The organism is Cyanobium sp. ULC082, from assembly GCF_977927535.1.
In genome coordinates, this window is sequence record NZ_OZ376397.1 from 98,684 (window position 1) to 121,206 (window position 22,523).

Below are 22,523 nucleotides of genomic sequence, written 5' to 3' on the forward strand. Positions count from 1 at the left end.
GAGCCATCTAGGCTCGGTGACATCCGATCGCCATGACGCAGACATCAATGCTGGAAGGGAAAATCCTGCTGGAGAAGGCGCGAACCCTGAGCAGTTGTTCGGAAGATGAGATCGCCAGGGCCTGCGGTTATGTCAGTCCGAGTGGTCGCCTGCTCAAGAAGAGTTTCTATCGCGCCCTCGTTGAGGCCAAGGGCTATCGGCTGGCGGGCAACACCCCTTCCGGCCGCGGCAACAAGGGACGCCAGGCTGATTTCCGCACCCGTGTGCATGGCAACGGCAACCTGCTGATCGGCCATGCCTACACCCGGCGGTTGGGTCTGGAACCAGGCCAGGAGCTTGAGATCCAGATCCATCAGGAAACCGGCTCGATCTTGCTGCTGCCCCTTGAGGAGAGCGTGCCAGGCAAGAACTGACCTGGGCGCTTCAGGCTTGAGGGGTCTGTGCTGGCCGTTCCGGATCGACCGGATCAACCGGATCGGCGTGGAAGCGGGAACTGAAGGCCAGCAGGTCGATGCCGCTGAACACGAAACTCACCCCCACCAGAATGCCCAGCACAGGCAGCGGGTAGCGCATCGTCAGGATCAGCAACCCAAGCAGCAGTGTGATCGCGCCGTTGGCCAGACCCCAGCCCCAGCCTGCCAGCTGGCGGTGGCTGGCCGCCACCAGAATCGCCACCACTCCTTCCACCACGAAGACCAGCCCGATCGCCAGGGAGAGGGCTGCCACCTGGGCGGCCGCGGCGGCCAGCCCGCCCCGGAACTGGCTGATCATCCAGGCCCCGGTGACCAGGAACAAGGTGGACACCACCAGCCGCCAGAAGGCATGCCAGCGGGTGAGATGACGGGCCCGGTAGAGGTTGTCCACCCAGCCGACGATCCCCCCCACCAGAAAGGCCACCGCCACGATCGCGGTGATCCAGAACGAGGTGACCACCGGGAAAATCAGGGCAAGCACCCCCAGCACCAGCATCAGGACACCCTCCGCGGTCGTGAAGGTGCGCAGTGCGGTGATCGCCTTGCGGTCCAGGAGCATGGATCCGGTGCAGGTGATCGGAACCTAGTCCGAACCGTGAACCCCCGCCGGGCCTGAGCAACCTCTCGACAGGATCGGGTCTGGAGCGGATGGTCAGCTCCAGCCGTTCTCGGCCAGCCAGGCATCATCCACCCTGGATGGTTCGGCGGAAGGCGCGCTGGCCGCTCGGGTGGCGATCAGTCGTTCGGTGTACTTGGCGAGCAGATCAGCCTCGAGATTGATCCTGTCCCCCACCTGTCTCTGCTCAAGCGTGGTGCTTGTCCAGGTGAGGGGGATCACAGCGATCCAGAACCGATCCCCACCGGGACTGGCGCCAGCCACCGTGAGGCTGATCCCATCCACGGCCACGCTGGCTTTGTCGCAGACATAACGGCCGTAGGCCGCATCAAGCCAGCGAAGCTCCAGCTGCCAGGAGCCTGGGAGCTGCCGGATGCCGGTCACCTCGCCGAGCCCATCCACATGGCCGCTGACCAGATGGCCACCGATCCGGTCGGCCAGCCGCAGGGCAGGCTCCAGATTCACCGCCGCGCCCCCGGCGGCCTTGGCGGCCAGAGTGCTGCGGCTGAGCGTCTCCTCGCTGACATCCGCCCGGAAGCCGCCTGCCTGCAGCTCCGCCACGGTCAGACAGACGCCATCCACCGCCACGCTGTCACCGAGGGCGAGCGTGAATGAATCGTTGATCCCGTCGACGATCACGCCGCGGGGGTGGCGCCTGAGCCGACCCACCGCCTGAACCAACCCGGTGAACATCCGCCCATTGAAGGACCTGCCCATAATGGCCAACGGGCAGGCGCAGCTAAATCATGGTGGAAATGCGCGTTGTCGGCATCGCCCTCGATGCGGCCAGTCGCAGCCCGATCGTGCTGCTTCGCGATCCCTGCGGTCGCCGTCAGGTGCCGATCTGGATCGACCAGGCCCAGGCCCAGAACATCCTGGCCGGGATGGGTGGCCAGGCGCCCCCCCGGCCGCTCAGCCACGATCTGATGGCCACCCTGATGGCGGCGGCGGGCCTCACCCTGGAGCGGGTGATCATCCACGCCATCGAGGACAGCACCTTTCGTGCTGTGCTGAAGCTGACCACCGCCGCCGGTGAGGGGCGGGAGATCGATTGCCGGCCCAGTGATGCGATCGCCCTGGCCCTTCGCACCGATGCCGGCATCTGGATGCTTGAGGAGGTGGTGGCGGACGCCTCGATCCCCGTCGATGCCGAAGCCGACGCCGAGGACCAGGAAGACTTCCGCCGCTTTCTCGATCGGGTCAGCCCGGCGGAGCTGATCCGCAACGTCCGTCGCTCCCAGCGTCAGGGCGACCCTGACCCGGAAGCCGGTTCCGAGCCATCGGGCTCCTCCCCCCAGGATCCACCTGGCGACCCTTCCGGTGCCCCCGGCTGATCCGGGGCCGGTCCGGCGCCCGTTCGGGCGTGGACCGGCCGTTTCCCTGTTCAGCCTCGGCACGATGCGGGCGCTGGAGAGCGCTGACCAGATGGAGCGGCTGCTGGCTGCCGCCCTGGAGGCCGGCATCAACCATCTGGAAACTGCGCCTGCCTACGGACCCGCCGAGCGATATCTGGGCCTGGCCCTGGGCCAGCTGGCGGTGCAGCGGGACCGGGTGGTGATCACCAGCAAGATCCTGCCCGGGCCCGGCCTGCAGCAGGGGCAGGCCCAGCTGCGCGCCTGCCTGGAGCGGCTGGGGGTGGAGCGGCTCGACAACCTGGCGGTGCACGGCCTCAACCGGCCGGAACACCTGGCCTGGGCCCTGACCGGGGAAGGCGGTGAGCTGCTGCGCTGGGCCCTGGGCGAAGGGTTGGTGGGGCAGCTGGGCTTCAGCAGCCACGGCAGCACCGAGCTGATCGAATCAGCTCTTTCGAGCGGCCGCTTCGGCTTCTGCAGCCTCCATCTTCATCTGTTCGATCAGCAGCGGCTGCCCCTGGCCCGCCAGGCCCTGGCCGAGGGGATCGGTGTGCTGGCGATTTCACCTGCCGACAAGGGCGGCCGTCTCTACGACCCACCGCCTTCGCTGCTGGAGGATTGCGCCCCGTTCGCGCCGTTGGAGCTCGCCTATCGCTTCCTGTTGAGCGCAGGAATCAGCACGCTCAGCCTTGGAGCTGCCCAGCCTGGCGATCTGGCCTGGGCCGTCCGCCTCGCCGCCGCCGACGGTCCACTCAGTACGGCTGAGCAGGCCGCGCTGGCTCGACTGGCCGCCGCCGGGCGTCAGCGCCTGGGGGCCGAACGCTGCGGCCAGTGCCGCGCCTGTCTTCCCTGCCCGGTGGACGTACCGATCCCGGAGCTGCTGCGCCTGCGGAACCTGGTGCTCGGCCATGGCATGGAGGCCTTTGCCCGGGAGCGCTACAACCTGATCGGCCGGGCCGGCCACTGGTGGGAAGCGCTCGATGCCAGGGCCTGTGAGCGCTGTGGCGCCTGCCTGCCCCGCTGTCCCCATGGTCTGGCGATTCCCGATCTGCTCGCCGAGACCCACGGACTGCTGGCGGCGTCTCCTCGGCGGCGGCTCTGGGGTTAGCGCTGGCTCAGCTGGGAGCTGCCTGGTCCCAGAGTTGCTGGTAGCGGAAGCGTTCCTCAGCGGCCAGGGGCGGCAGGGAGTTGCAGTTCGCCAGCACCGCCGCCTCGGGATAGAGCAGGGCAGCCACGGCCTCCGGCCACTGGGCCAGGGCAGGAGCCAGCCTCTCGCGCCGCAGCGGAGGAACCCAGCCTGCCGCCAGCAGGCGGGGCTGAAGCGACGCTTCACCCAGCTGACGGATCCAGGCCAGCGGGGCGGGTTCGCGGCTCCCTGAGGGCCGCAGCAGCAGGTTCCACCACAGCGGCGAGCCGCTGGCCGGCAACAGGGCCGTGAGTCTGGAATCACTGCGCAGCAGGGGCAGGAGCCGTTGGCTTGGAACCACGGCCGCTTCGGCCTTGCCCCGCAGCAGCAGGTTGAGGCCATCGCGGTCGTCGAAGGCCCGCGCCTGGCCCCGCAGGCGCCTGAGCTGGGGGAGGAGCCGCGGGTCGGCCAGGCCACCGCTCTGGCGGCTCGACCGACCGATCTGCCGCAGGGCCAGCTCGATCACCACCCTGGGGCTGGAAGGGAGCAGCACCAGGCCCTTGAGTCGTTCATCCAGCAGGAGGTTCCAGCCCTCGGCGTGGCGCTCGGCCAGATCCCGGCGGTTGCGCAACACCAGCAGCCAGGTGCCGAAGGCCCAGGGATAGGCGAGCGGAGCCCTGGAAATCAGGCCGTCGGCCGGCGGCGGCTCGGTGAACAGGCGGCTCACCGGTTCGGCGAAGGGGGCCAGCCCATCGAAGAGGGCCGCCGCCCCGGTGGCGCCTGGAGGCGTGAAGGGTTGCAGCTGGTCTGGCCTGATCTCCTGGAGCCAGCCGTCGGGCCACTGCAGCAGATCGGCGTCGGCGAGCCGCGCCAGGGCCGCGGCCGGGCTCTCCTCAACCTGGCTGCGCCACGGATCGGGCAAACGCTTCAGCCAGGCCGCCGGCAGGTCTCCGCGGCTGTAAAGCAGCCGCGCCGCGGTTGTGCTGCCGCAGCCGGCGATCAGGCCCAGGCCGCCGAGGGCTCCCCACCGCAGCAGCCGGCGGCGGCTCAGAGGCGTGATCAGGGGCGAAGGCGGATGCATAGAAGCGGACCCTAGGCGCAGCCCTCCAGCTGCTCGCAGGCCAGGTCACAGGCCTCGCTGAGCTGGGCGAGCCGCCGGCCGGAGAGCTCCCAGAGCAGGGCGAGGCCACCGGCTCCCACCCCCTCTTTCACATAGCCCCGTTCATAGTCGCGCAGGCCACGGCTGCGGCAGCCGTGGAATCGCAGGCCGGTGGCGAAGGCGATCGGCTCCACCCGCCAACGGCTGCCGATCCGCTGCAGCAACAGGGACAGATCACTGCCAGGTTCGCCCGCCACCCAGGCGGTGGTGACCAGAGCGGTCCCAGCCACCAGCCCTGGCCTCAGGTCGTCGGGTGCCAGGGCCAGGGCCAGGGCGAGCACCGCCGCCATCTGGCTGCCACCGGCCAGAAGCACGGGGATCTCAGCGGCGGCGGCGGCCAGCACCAGGCCGGCGGCCAGGGGTTGCATCGGATCGCCCACCGCTGCCACCACCCGCAGCGGATCCACCGGCTCTCCTGACGGCAGCCGCCAGAGCTCGGCGGCGCGCAGCCCCTTCTCCACCAGGGAGGCCTTCAGGGCGTGGGCCGGCTGCCGCAGGCTGCCGCTCACCAGGCCGGCGGCCTCGATGCCCAGGCCACTCAGCACCGCCTGGGCGGTGCTGGTGCCTCCGGGCACACATTCGGCCAGCACCAGGGGGGGCTGGCCAGGCCGACGGGCCCAGCCCCTGGCCCAGCTCTCCCCCAGCTGAACCAACCGGCTCACCCGCTCCGGTGCCATGGCGGCACCCGTGCTCAGGCAGCGGGCCGGCAACTGGCCGAGCCGGAGATGGGGCACCGCCGGCATCACCGGGCAACCCAGATCCACCACCAGGGTCTCCAGGGCCAGCTCCCGGCGCACCACATGGCTGATCAGGGCGGGGCTCACTCCGGCCGGCAACGGCGGCAGGGCATGGCAGCGACCAGGCCCCGGTCCCCGCAGCAGCAGCTCGGCGTCGGCGGCGGCGGTGAGGCGTCGGGATGCCGCCGTCGCCCCAGCGGCGGATATCCCTGCCACCTCGGCGGTCTGGGTGCCGCCCAGCAGCAGCAGCAGCTGGGCGTCCGGCGTTCCCGCCCGCAACCGCTCGCACCAGGAGCGAGCGCTGGCCGGGTCGCCACTCAACGCAGAGGGGAGTTCAGAGGGAATCTCAGAGGGGATCAAGGCTGACCAGGGAGCGCAACGCTGCTGGTGGTTCGCTGATCGGAGCCTGCAGCTTTGGAAAGATCCAGTAGGCCACCGCATGGAGGGCCAGCACATAGATCAGGTTCTGGACCAGCACCAGCAGCAGGGCCATGGCCTGCACCTGTTGCAGGTCGGGGCCGACCCCCAGGTTGAGCAGGCCGCTGAGCCGCTCCAGCAGCCCGGCGGCGGCGGCGGTGATCAGCACCCAGAGATTTTCGCCGAGCAGCAAGGAGAGCACCGCCACCCGCACCAGAAAACCGGCGCTGCCGATCAGCAGCCCCACACCCCAGGTCAGCCACCAGCTCCAGGTCCGCCGCCAGCCCCAGCCCAGCCAGAGGGCCAGCAAGCCATAGGGGAACAGCACCAGTGGTCCGCGGATCGGGCCCATCAGGGCAACGAGCAGCAGGGCGGCCACCACAAGGCCTTCCCAGCCACAGCGCCAGCCCTGGCGAAGCTGCAGCAATGCCAGGGGCAGAGGCAGGGCCAGGCGAAACAGCGCACCACCGACCGGCAGGTAGTAGAGACCGGCCCAGAGCAGGGCCGTGGCGGCCGCCAGGTAGGCCGTTTCCACCAGTTGCAGAGCCTGTCTCCGACTGAGCTGGCGGGAAGGGCTGTCCTGGACGGGGCTGCCCTGGCTGGGGCCTGGCTGCGGGGAGAGGGACATAGCGTTGGCTCAGCGGGGCGCCGGCGCCGGCGTGGAGGCGGGTTGTGAGCTGGTGGGGGCTGCTCCCTCCGCTGGGCTGGTTGAGCGAATCCGCTCGATCGTTTCCACCTCGAAGCGAACCCCCGCCGCCCGCAGGGCCTCGGTGACCACCTCGGCGGGAGCGGCGGGGTCGGCGGCGGGAAGTTTCAGGGTGACCCTGTAAGGAACGGCAGCTGAGCTGGCCGCCACTTTTGGGGTGGGCGCCGATTTTGGCGTCTGGCCTGGATTGGCCGTGGCCGTGGCCTTGGGCCTGGCCGTTGCCGGGTTCGTTGCTGCGGCGCCTGGTACTGGGGTGCCAGGGAGGCCTGGCCTGGCAGGGCCGGGGGGATTCGCCGGAGCGACGCCTGCGGCGGGTGGGGCCGGCGACGCCTGGGTGGTTGGTGTGGCCGGTTGGCCGGCAACGCCGCCAGGCGGATCGAAGCCGGCGGCAAGCCGTTCACCGATCGGGTTACCACTGCAGCTGCTCAGGGAGAGGCCCAGCAGCACGGTGGCACCCAGCAGCAGCCCTGAGGAGGCCCCCATCAACTCGAGGCGGCCTTGACGATTCGAACGGCGCTGGCACGGAGCCGGCCTGTTTTGGTGGTGGCCGGTTTCCGGGCGGCCGGCGTTGCCTTGCCGGCGGATTGGCTGTCGGTCTTGCTGGCGGTCTTGCCGGCGGCCTTGGTGGCAGCCGGCTTGCGGCCTTTCGCTTTGCTGCTTCCAGCCTTGGCTGCCAGCAAGGCGACGGCTTCTTCCTGGGTGATCGTTTCAGCGGTGCTGCCCTCGGGCAGCGAGGCGTTGAGCTTGCCCTGCTTGACGTAGAGCCCGTAGGGACCATCGAACACCTGGATGGCTTCCCCCTCCCCACCGGGGCTGCCGAGATCCTTGAGGGCGGTGCGACCACCACGGCCCTTCTTCGGGATGGCCAGGAGCTCGATCGCCCGGGCGAGATCCACCTCCAGAACATCATCCTCCGGCTTCAAGGAGCGGTAGTCCTTTTCGCCTTTGCCCTTGTCATGAACGATGTAGGGACCGAACCGGCCCAGGCCGGCCTGCACCTTGCCACCGTCGGAATGCTCACCAAGCAGCCTGGGGAGGCGCAGCAGACCAAGGGCCGCCTCAAGGCTGAGTTCCTCCGGCTTCACCCCCTTGGGCAGGGAGGCGCGTTTCGGCTTGGGATTTTCCTCGCTCACCTGGCCCCGTTGCAGGTAGGGGCCGTACTGGCCGAACAGCAGGTAGATCGCCTCGCCTGATTCCGGGTCCTCGCCAATGCTTTCCGGCCCTTCCGTTTTCTGCCTGAGGATCTGCTCGGCGTGCTCGGCATCGAGTTCGGCCGGGGTGATCTCGATCGGCAGGGTGGCCTTGACCAGCTCCTCGCTGCCATCGTCCGCGACCCGCCTGGCCTCGAGATAGGCACCGAAGCGGCCGATCCGCACCACGCAGGGCAGCCCCTCCATCGCAATGGTGCGGGAGGCGGTGGGGTCGATGTCACCCTCCCGCTGCTGCACCTGGGTTTCCAGGCCCTTCTCCCCTTTGAAGAAACCGTTCAGATAGGGGAGCCACTGTTCCTTGCCGGTGGAGATCTCATCAAGCGTGGTCTCCATGCGGGCGGTGAAGCTCGTGTCGACCAGATCGGGGAAATGCTCCTCCAGCAGGGCGGTCACGGCGAAGGCGGTGAAGCTGGGAGTCAGGGCGTTGCCAGCCAGGGTGGCGTAGCCCCGGTCGATGATCGTGCCGATGATGCTGGCGTAGGTGGAAGGGCGGCCGATGCCCTCCTTCTCGAGCATCTTCACCAGGGCGGCTTCGCTGTAGCGCGCCGGTGGCTGGGTCTGGTGGCCCAGGGCTTCCACCTGCCTGCAGACGGGGCTGTCCCCCACGGCCAGAGCCGGAAGCAGCACCTCCTGTCCCTCCAGGGCCGCTTCGGGATCATCGCTTCCCTCCACGTAGGCCCGGAAAAAGCCGGCGAAGTCGATTCGCTTGCCGGAGGCCCGGAAGCTGGCCGCCCCCACCTGCAGCTCCACGCTGAGCATGGTGAGGCGGGCGTCGGCCATCTGGCTGGCCACGGTGCGCTTCCAGATCAACTCGTAGAGCGCCAGGTCCTTGCCGTCGAGGCCGGTCTCCCTGGGCGTGCGGAACTGGTCGCCGGAGGGGCGGATCGCCTCGTGGGCCTCCTGGGCGTTGCGGGACTTGGTGCTGAACTGACGCGGTGCCGGGCTGAGATAGTTCTGGCCGTACTTTTCGGCCACACAGCTGCGGGCGGCCAGGATCGCCTGCTCGGAAAGATGCACCGAGTCGGTGCGCATGTAGGTGATGAAGCCGCGTTCGTAGAGCCCCTGGGCCGTGCGCATCGTGTCGCGGGCCGAAAGCCGCAGCTTGCGGTTGGACTCCTGTTGCAGGGTGCTGGTGATGAAGGGGGGAACGGGCTTGCGCACCGTGGGTTTCTCCTCCACCTCCGCAACCCGCCAGGAGCTGGTTTCCACCGCCGCCTGGAGGGCCTGGGCCTCGGATTCGCTGAGCAGCTTCACCTTGCTGCCGGCCTTGAGGCCTCCGCTGGTTTCGTCGAAGTCGGCGCCGGTGGCGATCCGCTCCCCCTTCAGGTGGGTGAGTTTGGCTTCGAAGCCGATGCCGGCCTGTTCGAGCCGGGCCTTGAGGTCCCAGTAGCTGCCGCTGCGGAAGGCCCGCCGGGCCCTTTCCCGCTGCACCAGCAGCCGCACCGCCACAGATTGCACCCGGCCGGCTGAGAGCCCCCAGGCCACCTTCTTCCAGAGCAATGGCGAGAGGGTGTAACCCACCAGGCGATCGAGGATGCGCCGCGTTTCCTGGGCATGGACCAGCTCCATGTCGAGCTCGCGCGTCTGGTCGAGGGCGCGGGAGATGGCCTCCTTGGTGATTTCGTGGAACACCATTCGCTTGACCGGCACCTTGGGGGCAAGCAGCTGCAGCAGGTGCCAGCTGATGCTTTCGCCCTCCCGGTCCTCGTCCGTCGCCAGCAACAGCCGCTCGGCGCCCTTGAGGGCGTCCTTGAGCTCCTTGACGATCTTCTTCTTGTCCTTCGGCACCACGTAGAGGGGCTCGAAGTCGTTGGTGGTGTTGACGCCCAGGTTGGCCCACTTCTCGCCCTTGTAGGCCGCCGGAATCTCGCTGGCGTTGTTGGGCAGGTCGCGGACGTGACCCATCGAGGCCTCGACACGAAAATCAGCCGGCAGGAACCCACGGATGGTTCTCGCCTTGGTGGGGCTCTCGACGATGACCAGGGTGTGCGCCACAGGCAGGCGAAAATCCGCTCCCCTCTTTATCGCATCGACGGGCCCAACGTTACGAAGACTGCCGGGCAACGCCGCTACAGTCCGCAGCATCAGGCGGTCTCTTGCAGCTTTGACCATTCCGCTCGGATCTCTCCCCATGCTGTTCGCGGACGCTGTGGCGGCAGCGGCATCACCGCCGGAACTGGGGATCACGGTCCTCCAGCTCAATGCCGGCGCGATCGCACCGGAGAGCGCCATCCTCGTGGCCCTGCTGATCTGCCTGCTGGTGGATCTGGCCGGGGAGGAGGCAGCCACCCGCTGGGTTCCCGCGATTTGCTACGCCGGCCTCGGCACGGCCCTGGTGCTGCTCGCCCTGCAGTGGAACGGTCCGGTTGAACCCTCCTTCCTCGGCTCCTTCCTGGCCGACAATCTGGCGGTGGCGTTCCGGAGCGTGGTGGCCGCATCCACCCTGCTCTCGCTCCTGATCAGCTGGCGCTACGTGGAGCAGAGCGGAACACCCGTCGGCGAGTACGCCGCCATTCTGCTGGCCGCCACGCTCGGGGCCATGTTCCTCTGCGGGGCCACCGACCTGGTGAGCATCTTCGTGGCGCTGGAAACCCTCTCGGTGTCGAGCTATCTGCTCTCCGGCTACATGAAGCGCGATGCGCGCTCCGGAGAGGCGGCCCTCAAGTACCTGCTGGTCGGCTCGGCCGCCGCGGCCGTCTTTCTTTACGGAGCCTCCCTGCTCTACGGACTGACCGGAGGCTCCACCAATCTGGAGGCGGTCGGCCTGGCTCTCCAGACCAGTGCCACCCCCGTCACCGCCCTGGCGCTGGTGTTTGTGCTGGCCACCGTGGCCTTCAAGATCGCTGCCGTTCCCTTCCACCAGTGGACCCCGGATGTCTACGAAGGTTCCCCGACCCCTGTGGTGGCGTTTCTTTCCGTGGGTTCCAAGACGGCCGGTTTCGCCCTGGCGCTACGCCTGCTGGTCGGTTGCTTCGAGAGCTTCGACGCCCAGTGGAAAGTGCTGTTCACGGTGCTGGCGGTGCTGAGCATGACCCTCGGCAACGTGGTGGCCCTCGCCCAGACCTCGATGAAGCGGATGCTGGCCTACAGCTCGATCGGTCAGGCCGGCTTCGTGATGATCGGTCTGGTCTGCGGAACGGAAGAAGGCTTCGCGGCCATGGTGCTTTACATGGCGGCTTATCTGTTCATGAATCTGGGCGCCTTCGCCTGCATCATTCTGTTCTCTTTGCGCACCGGCAGTGATCGGATTTCCGACTACGCCGGTCTTTATCAGAAGGATCCGCTGATCACCCTGGGGCTGAGTCTCTGTCTGCTCTCGCTGGGCGGGATTCCTCCGATGCTCGGCTTCTTCGGCAAGATCTACCTGTTCTTTGCCGGTTGGGCTGATCACCAGTACCTGCTGGTGGTTGTGGGCCTGATCACCTCGGTGGTGTCGATCTATTACTACATCTCCGTGATCAAGATGATGGTGGTCAAGGAGCCCCAGGAGGCTTCCGATGTGGTGAAGGCCTACCCGCCGATCAGCTGGACTCTCACCGGCATGAAGCCGCTTCGCGCCGCCCTGGTGGCCTGCGTTCTGATCACGGCCGTCGGCGGCGTTCTCTCCAATCCCCTGTTCAACTGGGCCAACAGCGCCGTGGCCGGAACCCCCATGCTCCAGCAGGCGATCGCCAGTGGCGTCGCCGCCCCGGTGGGATGACCGCCACGCTCCGGTCAGGCAGGCTGGCCGTCCGGCAGCAGGAGCCGGTCGCTCAACTGAGCCATATCAGCAAGGTCTATGGCTCCGGAGACACCGAGGTCCGCGCCCTCGATGACCTCAGTCTCACCGTCCAGGCCGGCGACTATCTCGCCGTGATGGGGGCATCAGGCTCCGGCAAGAGCACGGCGATGAATATCATCGGCTGCCTCGATCGTCCCAGCTCCGGCCATTACCTGCTGAGCGGCACTTCGGTGGAGGAACTCAGCGACGACGAACTGGCCGACCTGCGCAACCAACGTCTTGGCTTCGTGTTCCAGCAGTTTCATCTGCTCGCGAACATGAGCGCCATGGACAACGTGATGTTGCCGATGGTCTACGCCGGTCTGCCGGCCCGGCAGCGGCGCGAACGGGCCAGGCAGGCGCTCGAGCGGGTGGGTCTGGGCCACAGGCTGGAGAACAGACCCAATGAGCTCTCCGGTGGTCAGCAGCAGAGGGTGGCGATTGCCCGGGCGATCATCAACGAACCGGCCCTGCTGCTGGCCGACGAACCCACCGGCGCCCTCGACTCCCACACCACCCAGGAAGTGCTGGGCATCTTCGATCAGCTCCACGACCAGGGCATGACGGTGGTGATGGTCACCCATGAAGACGATGTCGCCGCCCGTGCCGACCGGATCGTGCACTTCCGGGATGGGCGGGTGGCTGGTTGAGTTCACCGGCGGGATGATGCCTCCGGCGGCTCAGCCCGCGCAGCGGGCAAGGCCGCCTTTGGGATCATTCCGGCGGTGAACACCACTGGGGGAGGGTCTCCTGGAGAGCGGGAAGGTTCATGAGACCTCTGCTCATGCGACCTATGCCGCCAGGGGTGGCTTAGCCGGCGGCTTGGGGTTTCGGTGCCGGCGGCAGAGCGGCAGGACGCTCCAGGCTCTGGAGCAGCTGGCCCATCAGCAGGGCGATGGCGTCGGTGCCGGCGATCGCCTCACGGCCGGGATCCAGTTCGCCGGGGTCGATGGCCACCCAGCCCCCGTTCTCGGGCAGACGCAGCTCGAAATGGAGGTGGGGCCCTGTGCTCAGACCGGTGCTGCCCACCCGGCCGATCACCGTGCCCTGCTTGACCCACTCGCCCTCCTTGACGAAAAGCTCGGAGAGGTGGCCGTAGAGGGTGCGGCGTTTCGGTCCGTCATGTTCAAGCTCAACCGCCAGTCCGTAGCCCCCGGCCAGACCGCTGCTGACCACTCGCCCGGTCAGGGCCGCCACCACCGGTGTGCCTTCGGGGGCCGCCAGATCACGGCCGGCATGCATCAACCAATTCCCGAGCACCGGATGCAGCCGCCAGCCGAAGTTGCTGGTGGTGACCGCTGAACCGATCAGGGGGAAGAGCAGGCTGCGGTTGCCGTTGCCCAGCCGCGGAGCAGGCCTGGGGGTCACCCGGAACACATCCATCAGCCGGAAGTTGCCGCCTGCGCCGGCCAGCAGGGCGGAAACCGGCACTGTGAGGGGCGGCAGAGGAGCGCCTTCGGCTCCGAGGCGGCCGTAGGGGAAGCCACCACCGGCCAGGCCGCCAGCCAGGTCGGCCCCATCGAGGTCAGGGGCCCCGCGGCGGTCCCCGGGCCAGCGCACATCAACGCTGCGGCACTCTCGCCCGGATCCAGCTCCCTCGCTGCAGACCTTGCGGGCGATCGGATCGCCCGGCTGCAGCGGTCTTGCTGATCGAGTTCTGGTGCGCTCCGCCGGGCTGACGATTCCATCACGAACCAGCTGATCCAGGGACTGGTCAAAGTTTTGGACAGTCGATTGCGGCAACAGGGATGGATCCGGGCGCTGGGAGCTTGGTGGAACGCCGGCCGCGGGCTCGAGGCTGCGGCAGCTCCTGCTGCGCCAGGACCAGGGGGGCTCCGATCAGGGAGACCAGGCCCAGCGCCAGCAGTGGCAGGGGTTCGCGGCGGGACACAGTTCCAGAAATGGATTTGGCAGGATCCTAGGGAGAGCCGGCCTGATTCCCGCCCGAGATGGTCCGGCTCAGCTGATCCAGCTCACTGGCACAGCTTGTCCAGCTCAGAAGCTCCGCGTCACCGCCGCCCGACGCTCGCCGAGTGCAACGGCCAGGCTGCCGTCCCGGTTCAGCCCAAGCGGTTGCCAGAGCTCCCCTTGCCAGGGAACCGGCCCGGCTGGCAGGCGCAGCCGCTGATTCGCGCCGGCCAGCACGGCCTCGGGCTTGCCGGCATGCTCGGCGGCCCAGTCGAGGGCACACAAAGCCCTGGCGGCGAGTGCCGCCAGCTCAGCCGCCACCAGGGAGCGGCCGAGTGCCTGGGCCACGCTGATCGCGCCGGCCGGCACCCGGTTGGAGCCATTCAGCCCGAGCCCCACCCGGGCCCAGCGGATCCGGCCGCCGCTCAGCCGCAGCCGCGGCAGCAGGCCCGCCAGCTTGCGTCCATCGACGAGCAGGTCGTTGGGCCATTTGATCGCGACCGCCAGGCCCAGATCTTCGAGCTGCAGGGCCAGCCCCACCGCTGCGGCCAGGCCGAGGTCAGCCGCTGCCCCGGGGTCGCCGGTCCAGGGGAGCGCGGCACTGAGCCACACTCCCCCGGCAGGGGCCAGCCAGGGCCTTCCCTGCTGGCCGTGGCCAAAGCGCTGGTGCCGGCTGAACACGGCCAGAGGGGGGCGGGCGCCGGCCCCCAGCAACCGGTCGAGCACGGTTTCGCTGCTGGCGCAGACGGCCCTGCCATGCAGTTGCCAGGCGATCGGCGGCGGCTGTTTCCGGTTCCCCGCCAGCGACGGCTTCGCCAGTAGCCGCCGCCTGGCGGCCGCAATGGCACCGATCATGCCGAAAGAGTGCCCAGCCAGTGGCCCATCCGCAGCGCACCGGCCTCGAGTTGCTCGATCGGATGGACCAGGGCCAGGCGCACCCAGCCTTCCCCGCCAGCGCCGAAGCCGTTGCCGGGGGTGAGCGCCACGCCGGTGCGGTCCAGCAGGGCCGCGCAGAAGGCCTCCGAGTTCAGGCCGGCCGAACGGGCCACCGGGGGCAGGGCCAGCCAGAGGTAAAGGGCCATCGAAGGCCGCTCCACCAGCCATCCAGCCGACTCCAGGGCCGCCGCCATCCGGTTGCGCCGCTGAAGGTAGATCGCCCGGATCCGATCCGGCCACTGAGGGGCCTGCTCCAGGGCGGCGATCGCGCCGGCCTGCAGGGCCAGCGACTGGTTGAAATCCACCACCCCCTTGAGCTGTCGCAAGGCGGTGATCAGCGGAGCGGCACCGATCGCGAAGGCCAGCCGGAAGCCCCCCAGGCACCAGCTTTTCGAAAAGGAGAAGAACTCGATGCCGCAGCGGCGCCACAGCGGATTGCGCAACAGCGCCGGAGCCTCTCCCTCCAGGGCCAGATCCACGTAGGGGTTGTCATGGGCGAACACGATGTCGTGACGAACGGCCCGCTCAACGGCCGCATCCACCCAGGCCTGATCCCCCACGGTGGCGGTGGGGTTGTGGGGAAAGCCCAGCACCATCAGCCTCAGCTGCTCCCATTGGCTGGTGGGGAGCTGGTCGAAGTCGGGCCGCCAGCCCTCTTCGCTGCGCAGGCCAAGCAGGTGGGGGTCAGCGGCGGCGAGCTGCAGGCCGCCGAGATGGGAGGGGTAGTACGGGTCGAGCAGCAGGGCGGCATCGCCTGGATTGAGCACCGCCAGGGGGAGGTGAGCCGTGCCCTCCTGGGAGCCGACCAGCAGCAGCACTTCCGAGTCCGGATCCACCCGTACCGCAAAACGGCGCTGGGCCCAGGCGGCCACCGCCTGGCGGAAGGGCCCGGTGGCGCCGTGCAGGCAATAGGAGGAGCTGTCAGGTCGGCCCAGAGCCGCCGCGATCGCCGCGATCGCCTCCGGCGGCGGCGGCAGGTCGGTGGAGCCGAGCGACAGGTCCAGCAGGGCAGGCAAGGGCTCGCTGCCTTCGGCTGCTGCGGCCAACCGTTGGCGGTAATCCGCCTTGCGGCTGTCGTTGCGGGCGAACACCCCCTGGCCCAACCGGCTCAGCCGTTGGGAGATCGGCATCAGAGATGGCTGTCGAGAAAGGCCTGCAACTGGGATTGAGAGAGCGCGCCTTCGTGGCGGGTCAGTTCGATGCCATCGCGGAACAGGATCAGGGCGGGAATGCCCTGGACCCGGTAGGCGTCGCGGCTGGAAGGATTGGCATCCACCTCGATTTTCCCCACCACCAACCGATCGCTGTAATGGTTCGCAGCCCAGTCCATCAGGGGGGCGATCAGACGGCAGGGACCGCACCAGGGGGCCCAGAAATCGACCAGCACAGTGCCGCTGGCCTCAAGGACATCGGCCTGGAAGCTCGCGTCGGTGAATACGGCAACGGCCACGGCAGAAGGTCAGCTGTGGCGATTGTATGAATCGATGGTGGCTGAACCGATTCAGAGCTTGTCGATCGAGCGCTTCAGCTCCTCAAGCTCGGCGTTGACCTCCGCCACCTTGACGGGCTCCAGCTGGGGGGTGGGACTGTCGGCAGCCAGCAGGGGCAGGGCGGCAGGGCCTCCTTCCAGGCGGTTCCGGAGGGCGGCGAGCTCATCATCCAGATCGCTGCCGCCCTCCAGGGAGGCGAACTGGCTCTCCAGGTCGGCTCCGGCCAGTTCGGCTGCGGCTTCGCTGCGGGCCTCCTGCTGCAGCACCTTCTCCTCCATCTGCTCGAAAGCAGCCATGGCCGAGTTGGTGCCAAGGCTGCTGACAGCGCTCTGAAGCTGCTCCTGGGCCTGGGCGGCCTGGGAGCGGGCCTTGAGCATGTCCTTCTTGGTCTTGGCCTGGGCGATCTTGCCCTCCAGGGCCAGCAGGCTCTTCTTGAGGGTTTCGACCTGGCCTGCCTGGCTGTTGAGCTGATTGGTGAGAGCTGTTGCGGTGTCCTGGTAGGTCTTGCGGCGGCTGAGGGCTTCCCTGGCCAGGTCTTCCTCTCCCTTCTTGAGGGCCAGCTCGGCTCGTTCGTACCAGGTTTTGCTCTGCGCCCCTGCCTGCTCGGCCTGGTTCTGAATGCGCTTCTGGCTGGCGATCGCCGTGGCCACGGCCTGCCGCAACTTGACCAGATCGGCCTGCATGTCGGCCACCGACTGGTCGAGGATCTTGCCTGGATCCTCCGCCTTGCTGACCAGATCATTGAGGTTGGCCCGCAGCAGGCGGCTGAGCCGATCGAAGAAGCCCATGGATCACGGTGGGGTCGGATCTGAGGTTAGCGGTGGCGGATTGGTTGGAGCCAGCCGGTTGACCGCACCTAGGATCGGGGGATGGCCATCGCTCCCAGCGACCAGACCAGGCGGTTCGGCAATCTCCAGATCCTGACCTCGCCGGTCCGTCCGCCCGCCACCGGGCTTGGCCAGTGCCTGACGGCCCTGCAAGGCCAGTGGAAACGCAACGGCCATCTCGCCTCTCTCTGGCAGGCCTGGCCCCGCATCGCCGGGGCATCCCTGGCTCCCCACTGCCAACCGCTCAGCCTCCAGGCCGGTGTGCTCTGCGTTGGCGCCACCCATCCCCAGTGGCTTCAGGCCCTGCGCTACAACCGCCACCAGCTTCTCGGTGCCCTGCGTGGTGCTGGATTTCCGGTTCGCGACCTGCGTTTCCAGCAGCACCATCCCGGCAGCGCCCCCACCCCCGGCACCGAGGAGGAAGCCCGGATCTGGGCCGCCCATCCCAGCCGCATCGACGTGCATGGCCTCGCCGATTGCCCCCGCTGCGGCAGCCCGGCGCCGGCTGGAGAGCTGGGTCGCTGGGGGCATTGCAGCTTCTGTCAGCGCCAGGTGATCGAGGTCAGTAGCGCTCAGGCCGGGGATCCCTCCAGCTGACCCTGGCCTTTCCGGTACGCACCAGGGAGCTGGCCTGCTGATCCAGCCGACCCCGCTCGACGCGCCAGAGCCTGTAGAGGCCGCTGCTGACCAGGGGAGCGCCCTTCAGGCTGCGCCAGTGGGGCAGGGCCGCGGTCGCCGCGTCGATCACCATGAGCACGGTGGGAGCAGCCATCGAACTGGATGGCTCCAGGTTGCGGCGTCGTTCGCTGCGCAGCCGGTCGCTGAGATTGGCAAGGCCGTCGGCTGTGGTGCCCTCATAAAGGACCACCCGGCGGCTGTAGTAGTGCAGCGAAGGCTTGAGGATCCCCACCATCGCCAGCTTCTCCCCCGGCCGGGCCAGCTGCGCCGCCGCCGCCGCCATCGCCCGCACGGGCCGACCGCGCACCCCATCCCCCAGTTGCCACATCGGCAGCACCGCCAGCAGCTGGAAGGCCACCAGGGGCAGCTGCAGGCCCAGCAGCCAGCCCGGGCCTGGGGTCCGGGTCCGCAACCAGAACCAGGCGCCGGCAAGGGTGGCAAGGCTGAAACAGAGGGCCGCCCTCAGCACATAGCCGCTGGCCAGCAGCTCGCCTGGCAGGGTCGGCATTTCGGGGTCATCGATCAGGGGAATCCAGGCCGGGGACGCCCAGAGTGCGGCGGCCAGGAGGCCGCTTAGCGCCACTGTGAGGCCCTGGGCCCGTTGAAACCAGCGATCCGGCGCGGCTTTTGCCTGGCTGCGGCCGCCCCGGGCGACTCCGTCCTGGGCCGCCAGGGCGATCAGCAGGCCTGCGGCCGGCGTGGCCGGTAACCAGTAGCTGGGCAGTTTGGTGGCCGCCAGGGTGAACAGCAGCAGCACCGCCAGCAACCAGCAGGCCGCGAAGCTGCGCAGTGAGGAGCTGGGGGGCAGGCTTCTGGTGGTCGTGGCCATCAGGCCCCGAACGAGCCCCAGCCCCAGCAGCGGGGTGAAGGGAAGACTGGCCACCACCAGCACCGGCAGGAAGTACCACCAGGGCTGCAGGTGCTCATTCACCACCGATGTGAAGCGTTGGAAGTTGTGATACCCAAAGAAGCTGTCCCAGAAAGGGCGTCCTTCCACCAGGAGCATCGCCCCGTACCAGGGCCCCGATACCGCCAGGGTGAGCGCCAGCCCAGGCAGGGGCCTCAGTCGGCGCCAGAGCGGCAACAGGGCCTGCTGTCGCCAGCCGAAGCCGAGCAGGGTCAGGCCCGCCAGGGCCAGGGCGACCGGGCCTTTGCTGAGGACGGCCAGCCCCAGCACCGCCCAGCCAGGCCACCAGAACTGCTGCGGTTCTGCCCAGGTCCGCCAGAACAGCAGCAAGGCCACCGCCAGGCAACCACTGAACAGGGCATCACTGACGGCGATCCGGCTCCAGAGCAGCACCAGGGGGGAGAGGCTGAAGGCCAGGGCCGCTGTCAGGGCCGTCAGGGCGGCGGTTCGACTGGACGGTGGGGGCGGCGGGTCCCCTGGACTGGGCTGGGGCCAGCGCAGCAGCGTGTCGGCGAGGGCCAGCATCACCCCGATCGAGGCGAGCCCGGAGGGAAGACGGGCGGCCCAGGTTCCCAGGGGATTCCAGGATTCCTGGCCGGGCAGGCTGTAGCCCAGGGCCATCAGCCAATACACCAGGGGGGGTTTGTCGTAGCGGGGCAGACCATTCACCCAGGGGGTCAGCCAGTCGCCGCTTTCCGCCATGGTCCGGGCTGCTTCGGCGAAGCGCGGCGGGGTTTCATCGACGAGGCCGGTGTCACCGAGCTGCCAGAGGAAACAGGCCGTTCCCACCAGCAGGCAAGCCAGCAGAACGGGCCCATGGGCGGGTCTGGGGCGGTGGGCAGCCGGCGGGCGGGCGGAAGGCACGGCAGCGGGTTCGGGCGCTGAGAACCTAAGTCGGAGGCGTGGGCCGCTCTGCTGCGAGCAGCCCTTCCCGCAACCAGGATTCGATCCTGGCGGCGAAGGCTTCCCGGGAGAAGTGCCGCTCCGCCCATTGCCTGCAACTCCCCCGATCCAGGGCTTCCGCCGGCCCCACCGCGGCGGCCAGGGCACCGACATCGTCGGGGGCCACCAAGCTGCCGTTCAGGCCCGGCTGAATCAGTTCGGCAGGTCCACCCCTGCGGTAGGCCACCACCGGCACACCACAGGCCATCGCTTCCACCACCACGTTGCCGAAGGCCTCATTCCATTTGGGCGTGTTGAGCAGGGCCCCGCAGCCCCCCAGTTCCGCCTGCAGCCGTTCGGTGGGCTGAAATCCCTTCCAGATGATCGTGCCGGCCGGAACGGAGGCCTCCACCGCCGCGGCATAAATGGGATCGGCGCAGAACCCCCAGACGGCGAGCTTCCGTCCCAGCTGGGCGGCGGCGGCCGCCGCATCCTCGAGGCCCTTTTCCGGTGCGATCCGTCCGGCCCAGCCCAGTGGGGCCTGGGCATCGGCATGCGGGCGGAACCGGTAGGCGGAGAGATCAAACCCATTGCCCACCACTCGCGCCGGGCCATTCAGCTCGAAATCGGCCGCCTGGGATGCCGTGTGGAAGGCGAGTCGGCTGGGATCCCAGCCGGAAACCGCCTGGATCACCCCATCCATCACCGCGGCCACCGATCCCATGCTGACCAGATGAAACAGCGGGGCGGCCAGATGGGGGGTCAGCCAGAACGGCAGCCAGTCGTAGCCCAGGTTGAGGATGGCGTCGAAATCCGCCTGGTGCTTCAGGGCGCAATCCCAGAGGGCCGCCAGCAGGGCATCGGCTGGTATCTGCACGGACCCATCGCGGGGCTGGTGCTGCCAGCTGGGCTGCTCCACTCCCGGGCGGGTCCACAGCGCCGCCCGTTCGCAGCCCGGCGGCAGCCGGGAGCCTTCAGCGGCCAGCACCGTGAGCTGATGACCGCGGGCGATCAGGCCGGCGACCAGGCCGGTCAGGGTGATCTCCACACCGCCGCCGCGCCCGCTGCCCAGGGTGCCGACCGGGGTGCTCACCACCAGCAGCCGCAGGCAGGGCGGGCTCATGGCAGGGGCTCCGGCGATGGTTCCCGCGGCCCTTCCCAGAGCCGCTGACGCTGGTTGATCAGGGCGACGGATCCCAGCGCCAGACCGGCCCCCATCCATTGCAGGGGCCGGAGCCGTTCATCAAGAAACATCACCCCACAGAGCAGGGCGAAGACCGGGGTGAGAAAGGTGAGCGCACTGAAGCCGGTCAGATCACCCCGACGGGCGAACCAGAAGAACAGTCCATAGGCCAGGGCGCTGCCCAGCAGGCTGGCGTAAGTCATCAGGCTCCAGTCGAGGCGGCTCCAGTGGGGCCAGAACGGCGCCAGCCCGGGATCCAGCCAGGGACCGAGCGCACTGGCGGCCAGCAACGGCACGCCGCCGATCAACAGGTGCCAGCCGGTGATCGCCACAGGATCACTGTGGCCGATCGCGAACCTGCAGAGCACGGTCCCCACCGCCATCGCCACCGCCGCCCCCAGCATCCAGAGTTCACCATGGCTCCAGGCCAGCCCGGCGGGACTCTGCGGCCCATCCAGCCACCAGTGGCTGAGCAGCGAAGCCGGCAGCCCCAGGCAGAGGATCCCGGCCAGTCCGAGCACAAGGCCAAGCCAGCCCACCGGATTGATCGCCTCTCCGAACAGGCTGCGGGCCAGCAGGGCCACCAGCAGGGGCTGGGAATCGATCAGCACCGAGCCCAGGCCGGCCCCGGTGCTGCCCAGCCCCCTGGTCAGGAGGCCCTGGAAAAGGGCGCCGTCGACAAGGGCAAAGGCAAGCAGCCACAGCCGGTCAGCTGGATCCACCCGCAGGGAGCGGCCCATCAGCACCGCCGCAGCCAGCACCGCCGCCCCGGCTGGAATCAGCCGCATCCAGGCCACCGTCAGGGGGCCCGCCCCATCCAGCAGGGGTCTCATCGCCGCCATCGCCGTGCCCCAGAGCGCAAAGGGCAACAGCCTCAGCAGCCACGTCATTCCTGGAATCATCGAAACAGCCGCCGACCACCTTTTTAAGATCCAGCCACCACGCATCGAAGCGAATGCCCTGGCCCTGGCGCCGCAAGTCTCGGAAAACCATGGCGCGCATCGCGATCGAGGGACCGATCGCCGGGGCCACCCGGGAGCGGGTGCTCAAGGCCCTGCGCCAGGTCGAGGAGCGGGAATGCCCGGCCTTGCTGCTGCGCATCGACAGTCCGGGGGGGACGGTGGGCGACAGCCAGGAGATCCATGGTGCCCTGCTGCGGCTGCGCCGGAAGGGTTGCCGAGTGGTGGCGAGCTTCGGCAACATCTCCGCTTCCGGCGGGGTCTATCTGGGGGTGGCGGCCGAGACGATCGTGGCCAATCCGGGCACGATCACCGGTTCGATCGGCGTGATTCTGAGGGGGAACAACCTCTCCGAGCTGCTCAAGCGGATCGGCATCAGCTTTGAAACCGTCAAGAGCGGCCTCTACAAGGACATTCTTTCGCCGGATCGTTCCCTCACCGCCGACGAGCGCCAGCTGCTTCAGGAGCTGATCGATTCCAGTTACGGCCAGTTCGTTGCAGCCGTGGCGACGGGCCGTGGTCTGAGCGAGGAGGTGGTGCGAGGCTTCGCCGACGGCCGGGTGTTCAGTGGCGCCCAGGCCAAGGCGCTCGGCCTCGTCGATGCCCTGGGCGACGAAGACGATGCACGGCGGTTGCTGGCCCGCCTGGTCGGACTGGATGAGGACAAGATCAGGCCGACCACTTTCGGCAAGCCACCGAAGCGGCTCAGCTCCCTGATTCCTGGTTTCAATCTGCTGGGCCCGTTGCAGCAGGCCCTCAGCCTGGAGCTGGCCTGGTGCGGCATGCCGCTCTGGCTTTGGCGGCCATGAGCGGCGGGCAGCAGCTGCGGGCCCTGCGGGGTGCCACCACCGCGGAGGCCAACACGGTGGCCGCGATCGTCGCCGCGGTTGAGGAGCTGCTCGATGCCCTGATCCGCCAGAATGGTCTGCGGGGATCCCAGGTGCTCTCGGTCACCTTCTCGGTGACGGCGGATCTGACCGCCTGCTTCCCCGCCTCGATCGCCCGCCGCCAGGCCGGCTGGGATGGGGTGGCCCTGCTGGATTGCCAGCAGATGGCCGTGGATGGTGATCTGTGCCGCTGCATCCGTCTGCTGGCCCATGCCTGGATGGAGACAGGCCGCACCCCGGCCCATCCCTATCTTCGCGAGGCCGCCGGGCTCCGGCCGGACAGATCCGGTCACACCTGACAGCTGTGTG

General features: G+C 68.7%; 23 protein-coding genes. 8 read left to right on the forward strand and 15 right to left on the reverse strand.

The features are described from left to right. Positions 1 to 47: 47 nt before the first annotated feature. The gene (locus ACXMDY_RS00545) at positions 48 to 413 is read left to right on the forward strand and encodes an AbrB family transcriptional regulator (RefSeq protein ID WP_259702965.1); all 366 of its coding nucleotides are present in this window, start codon (positions 48 to 50) and stop codon (positions 411 to 413) included. A gap of 10 nt (positions 414 to 423) precedes the next feature. Here the strand turns inward: ACXMDY_RS00545 and ACXMDY_RS00550 are convergent, their stop codons facing one another. Together ACXMDY_RS00550 and ACXMDY_RS00555 are read right to left on the reverse strand one after the other, a co-directional pair. Further along, a complete protein-coding gene (locus tag ACXMDY_RS00550) occupies positions 424 to 1,032 on the reverse strand; it encodes an HdeD family acid-resistance protein (protein ID WP_259702903.1) in 609 nt (202 codons plus the stop codon). Positions 1,033 to 1,125: 93 nt separating this feature from the next. After that, positions 1,126 to 1,782: a riboflavin synthase gene (locus ACXMDY_RS00555; protein WP_259702904.1), complete on the reverse strand. Its 657-nt coding sequence runs from the start codon at positions 1,780 to 1,782 to the stop codon at positions 1,126 to 1,128. Between the two features lie 53 nt (positions 1,783 to 1,835). On the opposite strand from ACXMDY_RS00555, the gene ACXMDY_RS00560 reads away from it, so the two are divergent. Then, positions 1,836 to 2,423, forward strand: coding sequence for a bifunctional nuclease family protein (locus ACXMDY_RS00560; RefSeq protein WP_259702905.1), 588 nt, complete (start codon positions 1,836 to 1,838; stop codon positions 2,421 to 2,423). Positions 2,424 to 2,487: 64 nt separating this feature from the next. Next, positions 2,488 to 3,549 carry an aldo/keto reductase gene (locus tag ACXMDY_RS00565; RefSeq protein ID WP_259702966.1) on the forward strand — a complete coding sequence of 354 codons (1,062 nt, stop codon included), beginning with the start codon at positions 2,488 to 2,490 and terminating at the stop codon, positions 3,547 to 3,549. 7 nt (positions 3,550 to 3,556) lie between these two features. On the opposite strand, the gene ACXMDY_RS00570 is transcribed toward ACXMDY_RS00565, so the two are convergent. From ACXMDY_RS00570 to topA, 5 genes are read right to left on the reverse strand one after another with little or no spacing between them, the layout of a single operon-like run. Then, positions 3,557 to 4,648 (reverse strand): type 2 periplasmic-binding domain-containing protein, encoded by a 1,092-nt coding sequence (locus ACXMDY_RS00570; protein WP_259702906.1) that lies wholly within the window; start codon positions 4,646 to 4,648, stop codon positions 3,557 to 3,559. An 11-nt stretch (positions 4,649 to 4,659) separates the two neighbouring features. Further along, entirely contained in the window at positions 4,660 to 5,784 is a 1,125-nt protein-coding gene (gene cobT / locus ACXMDY_RS00575) for a nicotinate mononucleotide-dependent phosphoribosyltransferase CobT (protein WP_457767248.1), read from the reverse strand. Between the two features lie 25 nt (positions 5,785 to 5,809). After that, the gene (locus ACXMDY_RS00580) at positions 5,810 to 6,508 is read right to left on the reverse strand and encodes a DUF2232 domain-containing protein (protein WP_259702908.1); all 699 of its coding nucleotides are present in this window, start codon (positions 6,506 to 6,508) and stop codon (positions 5,810 to 5,812) included. Positions 6,509 to 6,517: 9 nt separating this feature from the next. Next, entirely contained in the window at positions 6,518 to 7,069 is a 552-nt protein-coding gene (locus ACXMDY_RS00585; protein WP_259702909.1) for a hypothetical protein, read from the reverse strand. Beyond that, the gene (topA, locus tag ACXMDY_RS00590) at positions 7,069 to 9,792 is read right to left on the reverse strand and encodes a type I DNA topoisomerase (protein WP_259702910.1); all 2,724 of its coding nucleotides are present in this window, start codon (positions 9,790 to 9,792) and stop codon (positions 7,069 to 7,071) included. The genes ACXMDY_RS00585 and topA overlap by 1 nt, the downstream gene beginning before the upstream one ends. A 136-nt stretch (positions 9,793 to 9,928) precedes the next feature. Here topA and ACXMDY_RS00595 point away from each other — a divergent pair, with 136 nt between their 5' ends. Next, complete coding sequence (locus ACXMDY_RS00595; protein ID WP_399234920.1) at positions 9,929 to 11,497, forward strand: NAD(P)H-quinone oxidoreductase subunit N; 1,569 nt, start codon at positions 9,929 to 9,931, stop codon at positions 11,495 to 11,497. Further along, positions 11,494 to 12,207: an ABC transporter ATP-binding protein gene (locus ACXMDY_RS00600; protein WP_259702911.1), complete on the forward strand. Its 714-nt coding sequence runs from the start codon at positions 11,494 to 11,496 to the stop codon at positions 12,205 to 12,207. The genes ACXMDY_RS00595 and ACXMDY_RS00600 overlap by 4 nt, the downstream gene beginning before the upstream one ends. 160 nt (positions 12,208 to 12,367) lie before the next feature. Here the strand turns inward: ACXMDY_RS00600 and ACXMDY_RS00605 are convergent, their stop codons facing one another. The 5 genes from ACXMDY_RS00605 to ACXMDY_RS00625 all read right to left on the reverse strand — a co-directional run bounded on the left by ACXMDY_RS00605 (position 12,368) and on the right by ACXMDY_RS00625 (position 16,679). Continuing rightward, positions 12,368 to 13,300, reverse strand: a complete 933-nt coding sequence (locus ACXMDY_RS00605; protein ID WP_457767249.1) for a M23 family metallopeptidase — start codon at positions 13,298 to 13,300, stop codon at positions 12,368 to 12,370. A 252-nt stretch (positions 13,301 to 13,552) separates the two neighbouring features. After that, the gene (locus ACXMDY_RS00610; protein ID WP_259702913.1) at positions 13,553 to 14,320 is read right to left on the reverse strand and encodes a biotin--[acetyl-CoA-carboxylase] ligase; all 768 of its coding nucleotides are present in this window, start codon (positions 14,318 to 14,320) and stop codon (positions 13,553 to 13,555) included. Further along, a complete protein-coding gene (locus tag ACXMDY_RS00615; RefSeq protein ID WP_259702914.1) occupies positions 14,317 to 15,531 on the reverse strand; it encodes an aminotransferase class I/II-fold pyridoxal phosphate-dependent enzyme in 1,215 nt (404 codons plus the stop codon). The genes ACXMDY_RS00610 and ACXMDY_RS00615 overlap by 4 nt, the downstream gene beginning before the upstream one ends. Further along, a complete protein-coding gene (trxA, locus tag ACXMDY_RS00620; RefSeq protein ID WP_259702915.1) occupies positions 15,531 to 15,851 on the reverse strand; it encodes a thioredoxin in 321 nt (106 codons plus the stop codon). Before trxA ends, ACXMDY_RS00615 begins: the two co-directional genes overlap by 1 nt. Before the next feature lie 51 nt (positions 15,852 to 15,902). Continuing rightward, on the reverse strand, positions 15,903 to 16,679 hold the full coding sequence (locus ACXMDY_RS00625) for a PspA/IM30 family protein (protein WP_259702916.1): 777 nt from the start codon (positions 16,677 to 16,679) through the stop codon (positions 15,903 to 15,905). An 81-nt stretch (positions 16,680 to 16,760) separates the two neighbouring features. On the opposite strand from ACXMDY_RS00625, the gene ACXMDY_RS00630 reads away from it, so the two are divergent. Next, positions 16,761 to 17,315: a DUF721 domain-containing protein gene (locus ACXMDY_RS00630; RefSeq protein ID WP_259702917.1), complete on the forward strand. Its 555-nt coding sequence runs from the start codon at positions 16,761 to 16,763 to the stop codon at positions 17,313 to 17,315. On the opposite strand, the gene ACXMDY_RS00635 is transcribed toward ACXMDY_RS00630, so the two are convergent. Genes ACXMDY_RS00635 through ACXMDY_RS00645 form a run of 3 tightly spaced genes read right to left on the reverse strand, consistent with a single transcriptional unit; the run spans position 17,281 to position 21,258 of the window. After that, positions 17,281 to 19,167 (reverse strand): ArnT family glycosyltransferase, encoded by a 1,887-nt coding sequence (locus ACXMDY_RS00635; RefSeq protein ID WP_259702918.1) that lies wholly within the window; start codon positions 19,165 to 19,167, stop codon positions 17,281 to 17,283. The two genes, ACXMDY_RS00630 and ACXMDY_RS00635, sit on opposite strands and share 35 nt — an antisense overlap. A 25-nt stretch (positions 19,168 to 19,192) precedes the next feature. Then, positions 19,193 to 20,308: a glycosyltransferase gene (locus ACXMDY_RS00640; RefSeq protein ID WP_259702919.1), complete on the reverse strand. Its 1,116-nt coding sequence runs from the start codon at positions 20,306 to 20,308 to the stop codon at positions 19,193 to 19,195. Then, on the reverse strand, positions 20,305 to 21,258 hold the full coding sequence (locus ACXMDY_RS00645) for a DMT family transporter (protein ID WP_399234912.1): 954 nt from the start codon (positions 21,256 to 21,258) through the stop codon (positions 20,305 to 20,307). The genes ACXMDY_RS00640 and ACXMDY_RS00645 overlap by 4 nt, the downstream gene beginning before the upstream one ends. Positions 21,259 to 21,323: 65 nt before the next feature. Between ACXMDY_RS00645 and sppA the strand changes: the two genes are divergently transcribed. Continuing rightward, entirely contained in the window at positions 21,324 to 22,136 is an 813-nt protein-coding gene (sppA, locus tag ACXMDY_RS00650; RefSeq protein WP_259702921.1) for a signal peptide peptidase SppA, read from the forward strand. Beyond that, the gene (aroH, locus tag ACXMDY_RS00655; protein ID WP_259702922.1) at positions 22,133 to 22,513 is read left to right on the forward strand and encodes a chorismate mutase; all 381 of its coding nucleotides are present in this window, start codon (positions 22,133 to 22,135) and stop codon (positions 22,511 to 22,513) included. The genes sppA and aroH overlap by 4 nt, the downstream gene beginning before the upstream one ends. The last annotated feature ends 10 nt before the right edge of the window (positions 22,514 to 22,523 follow it).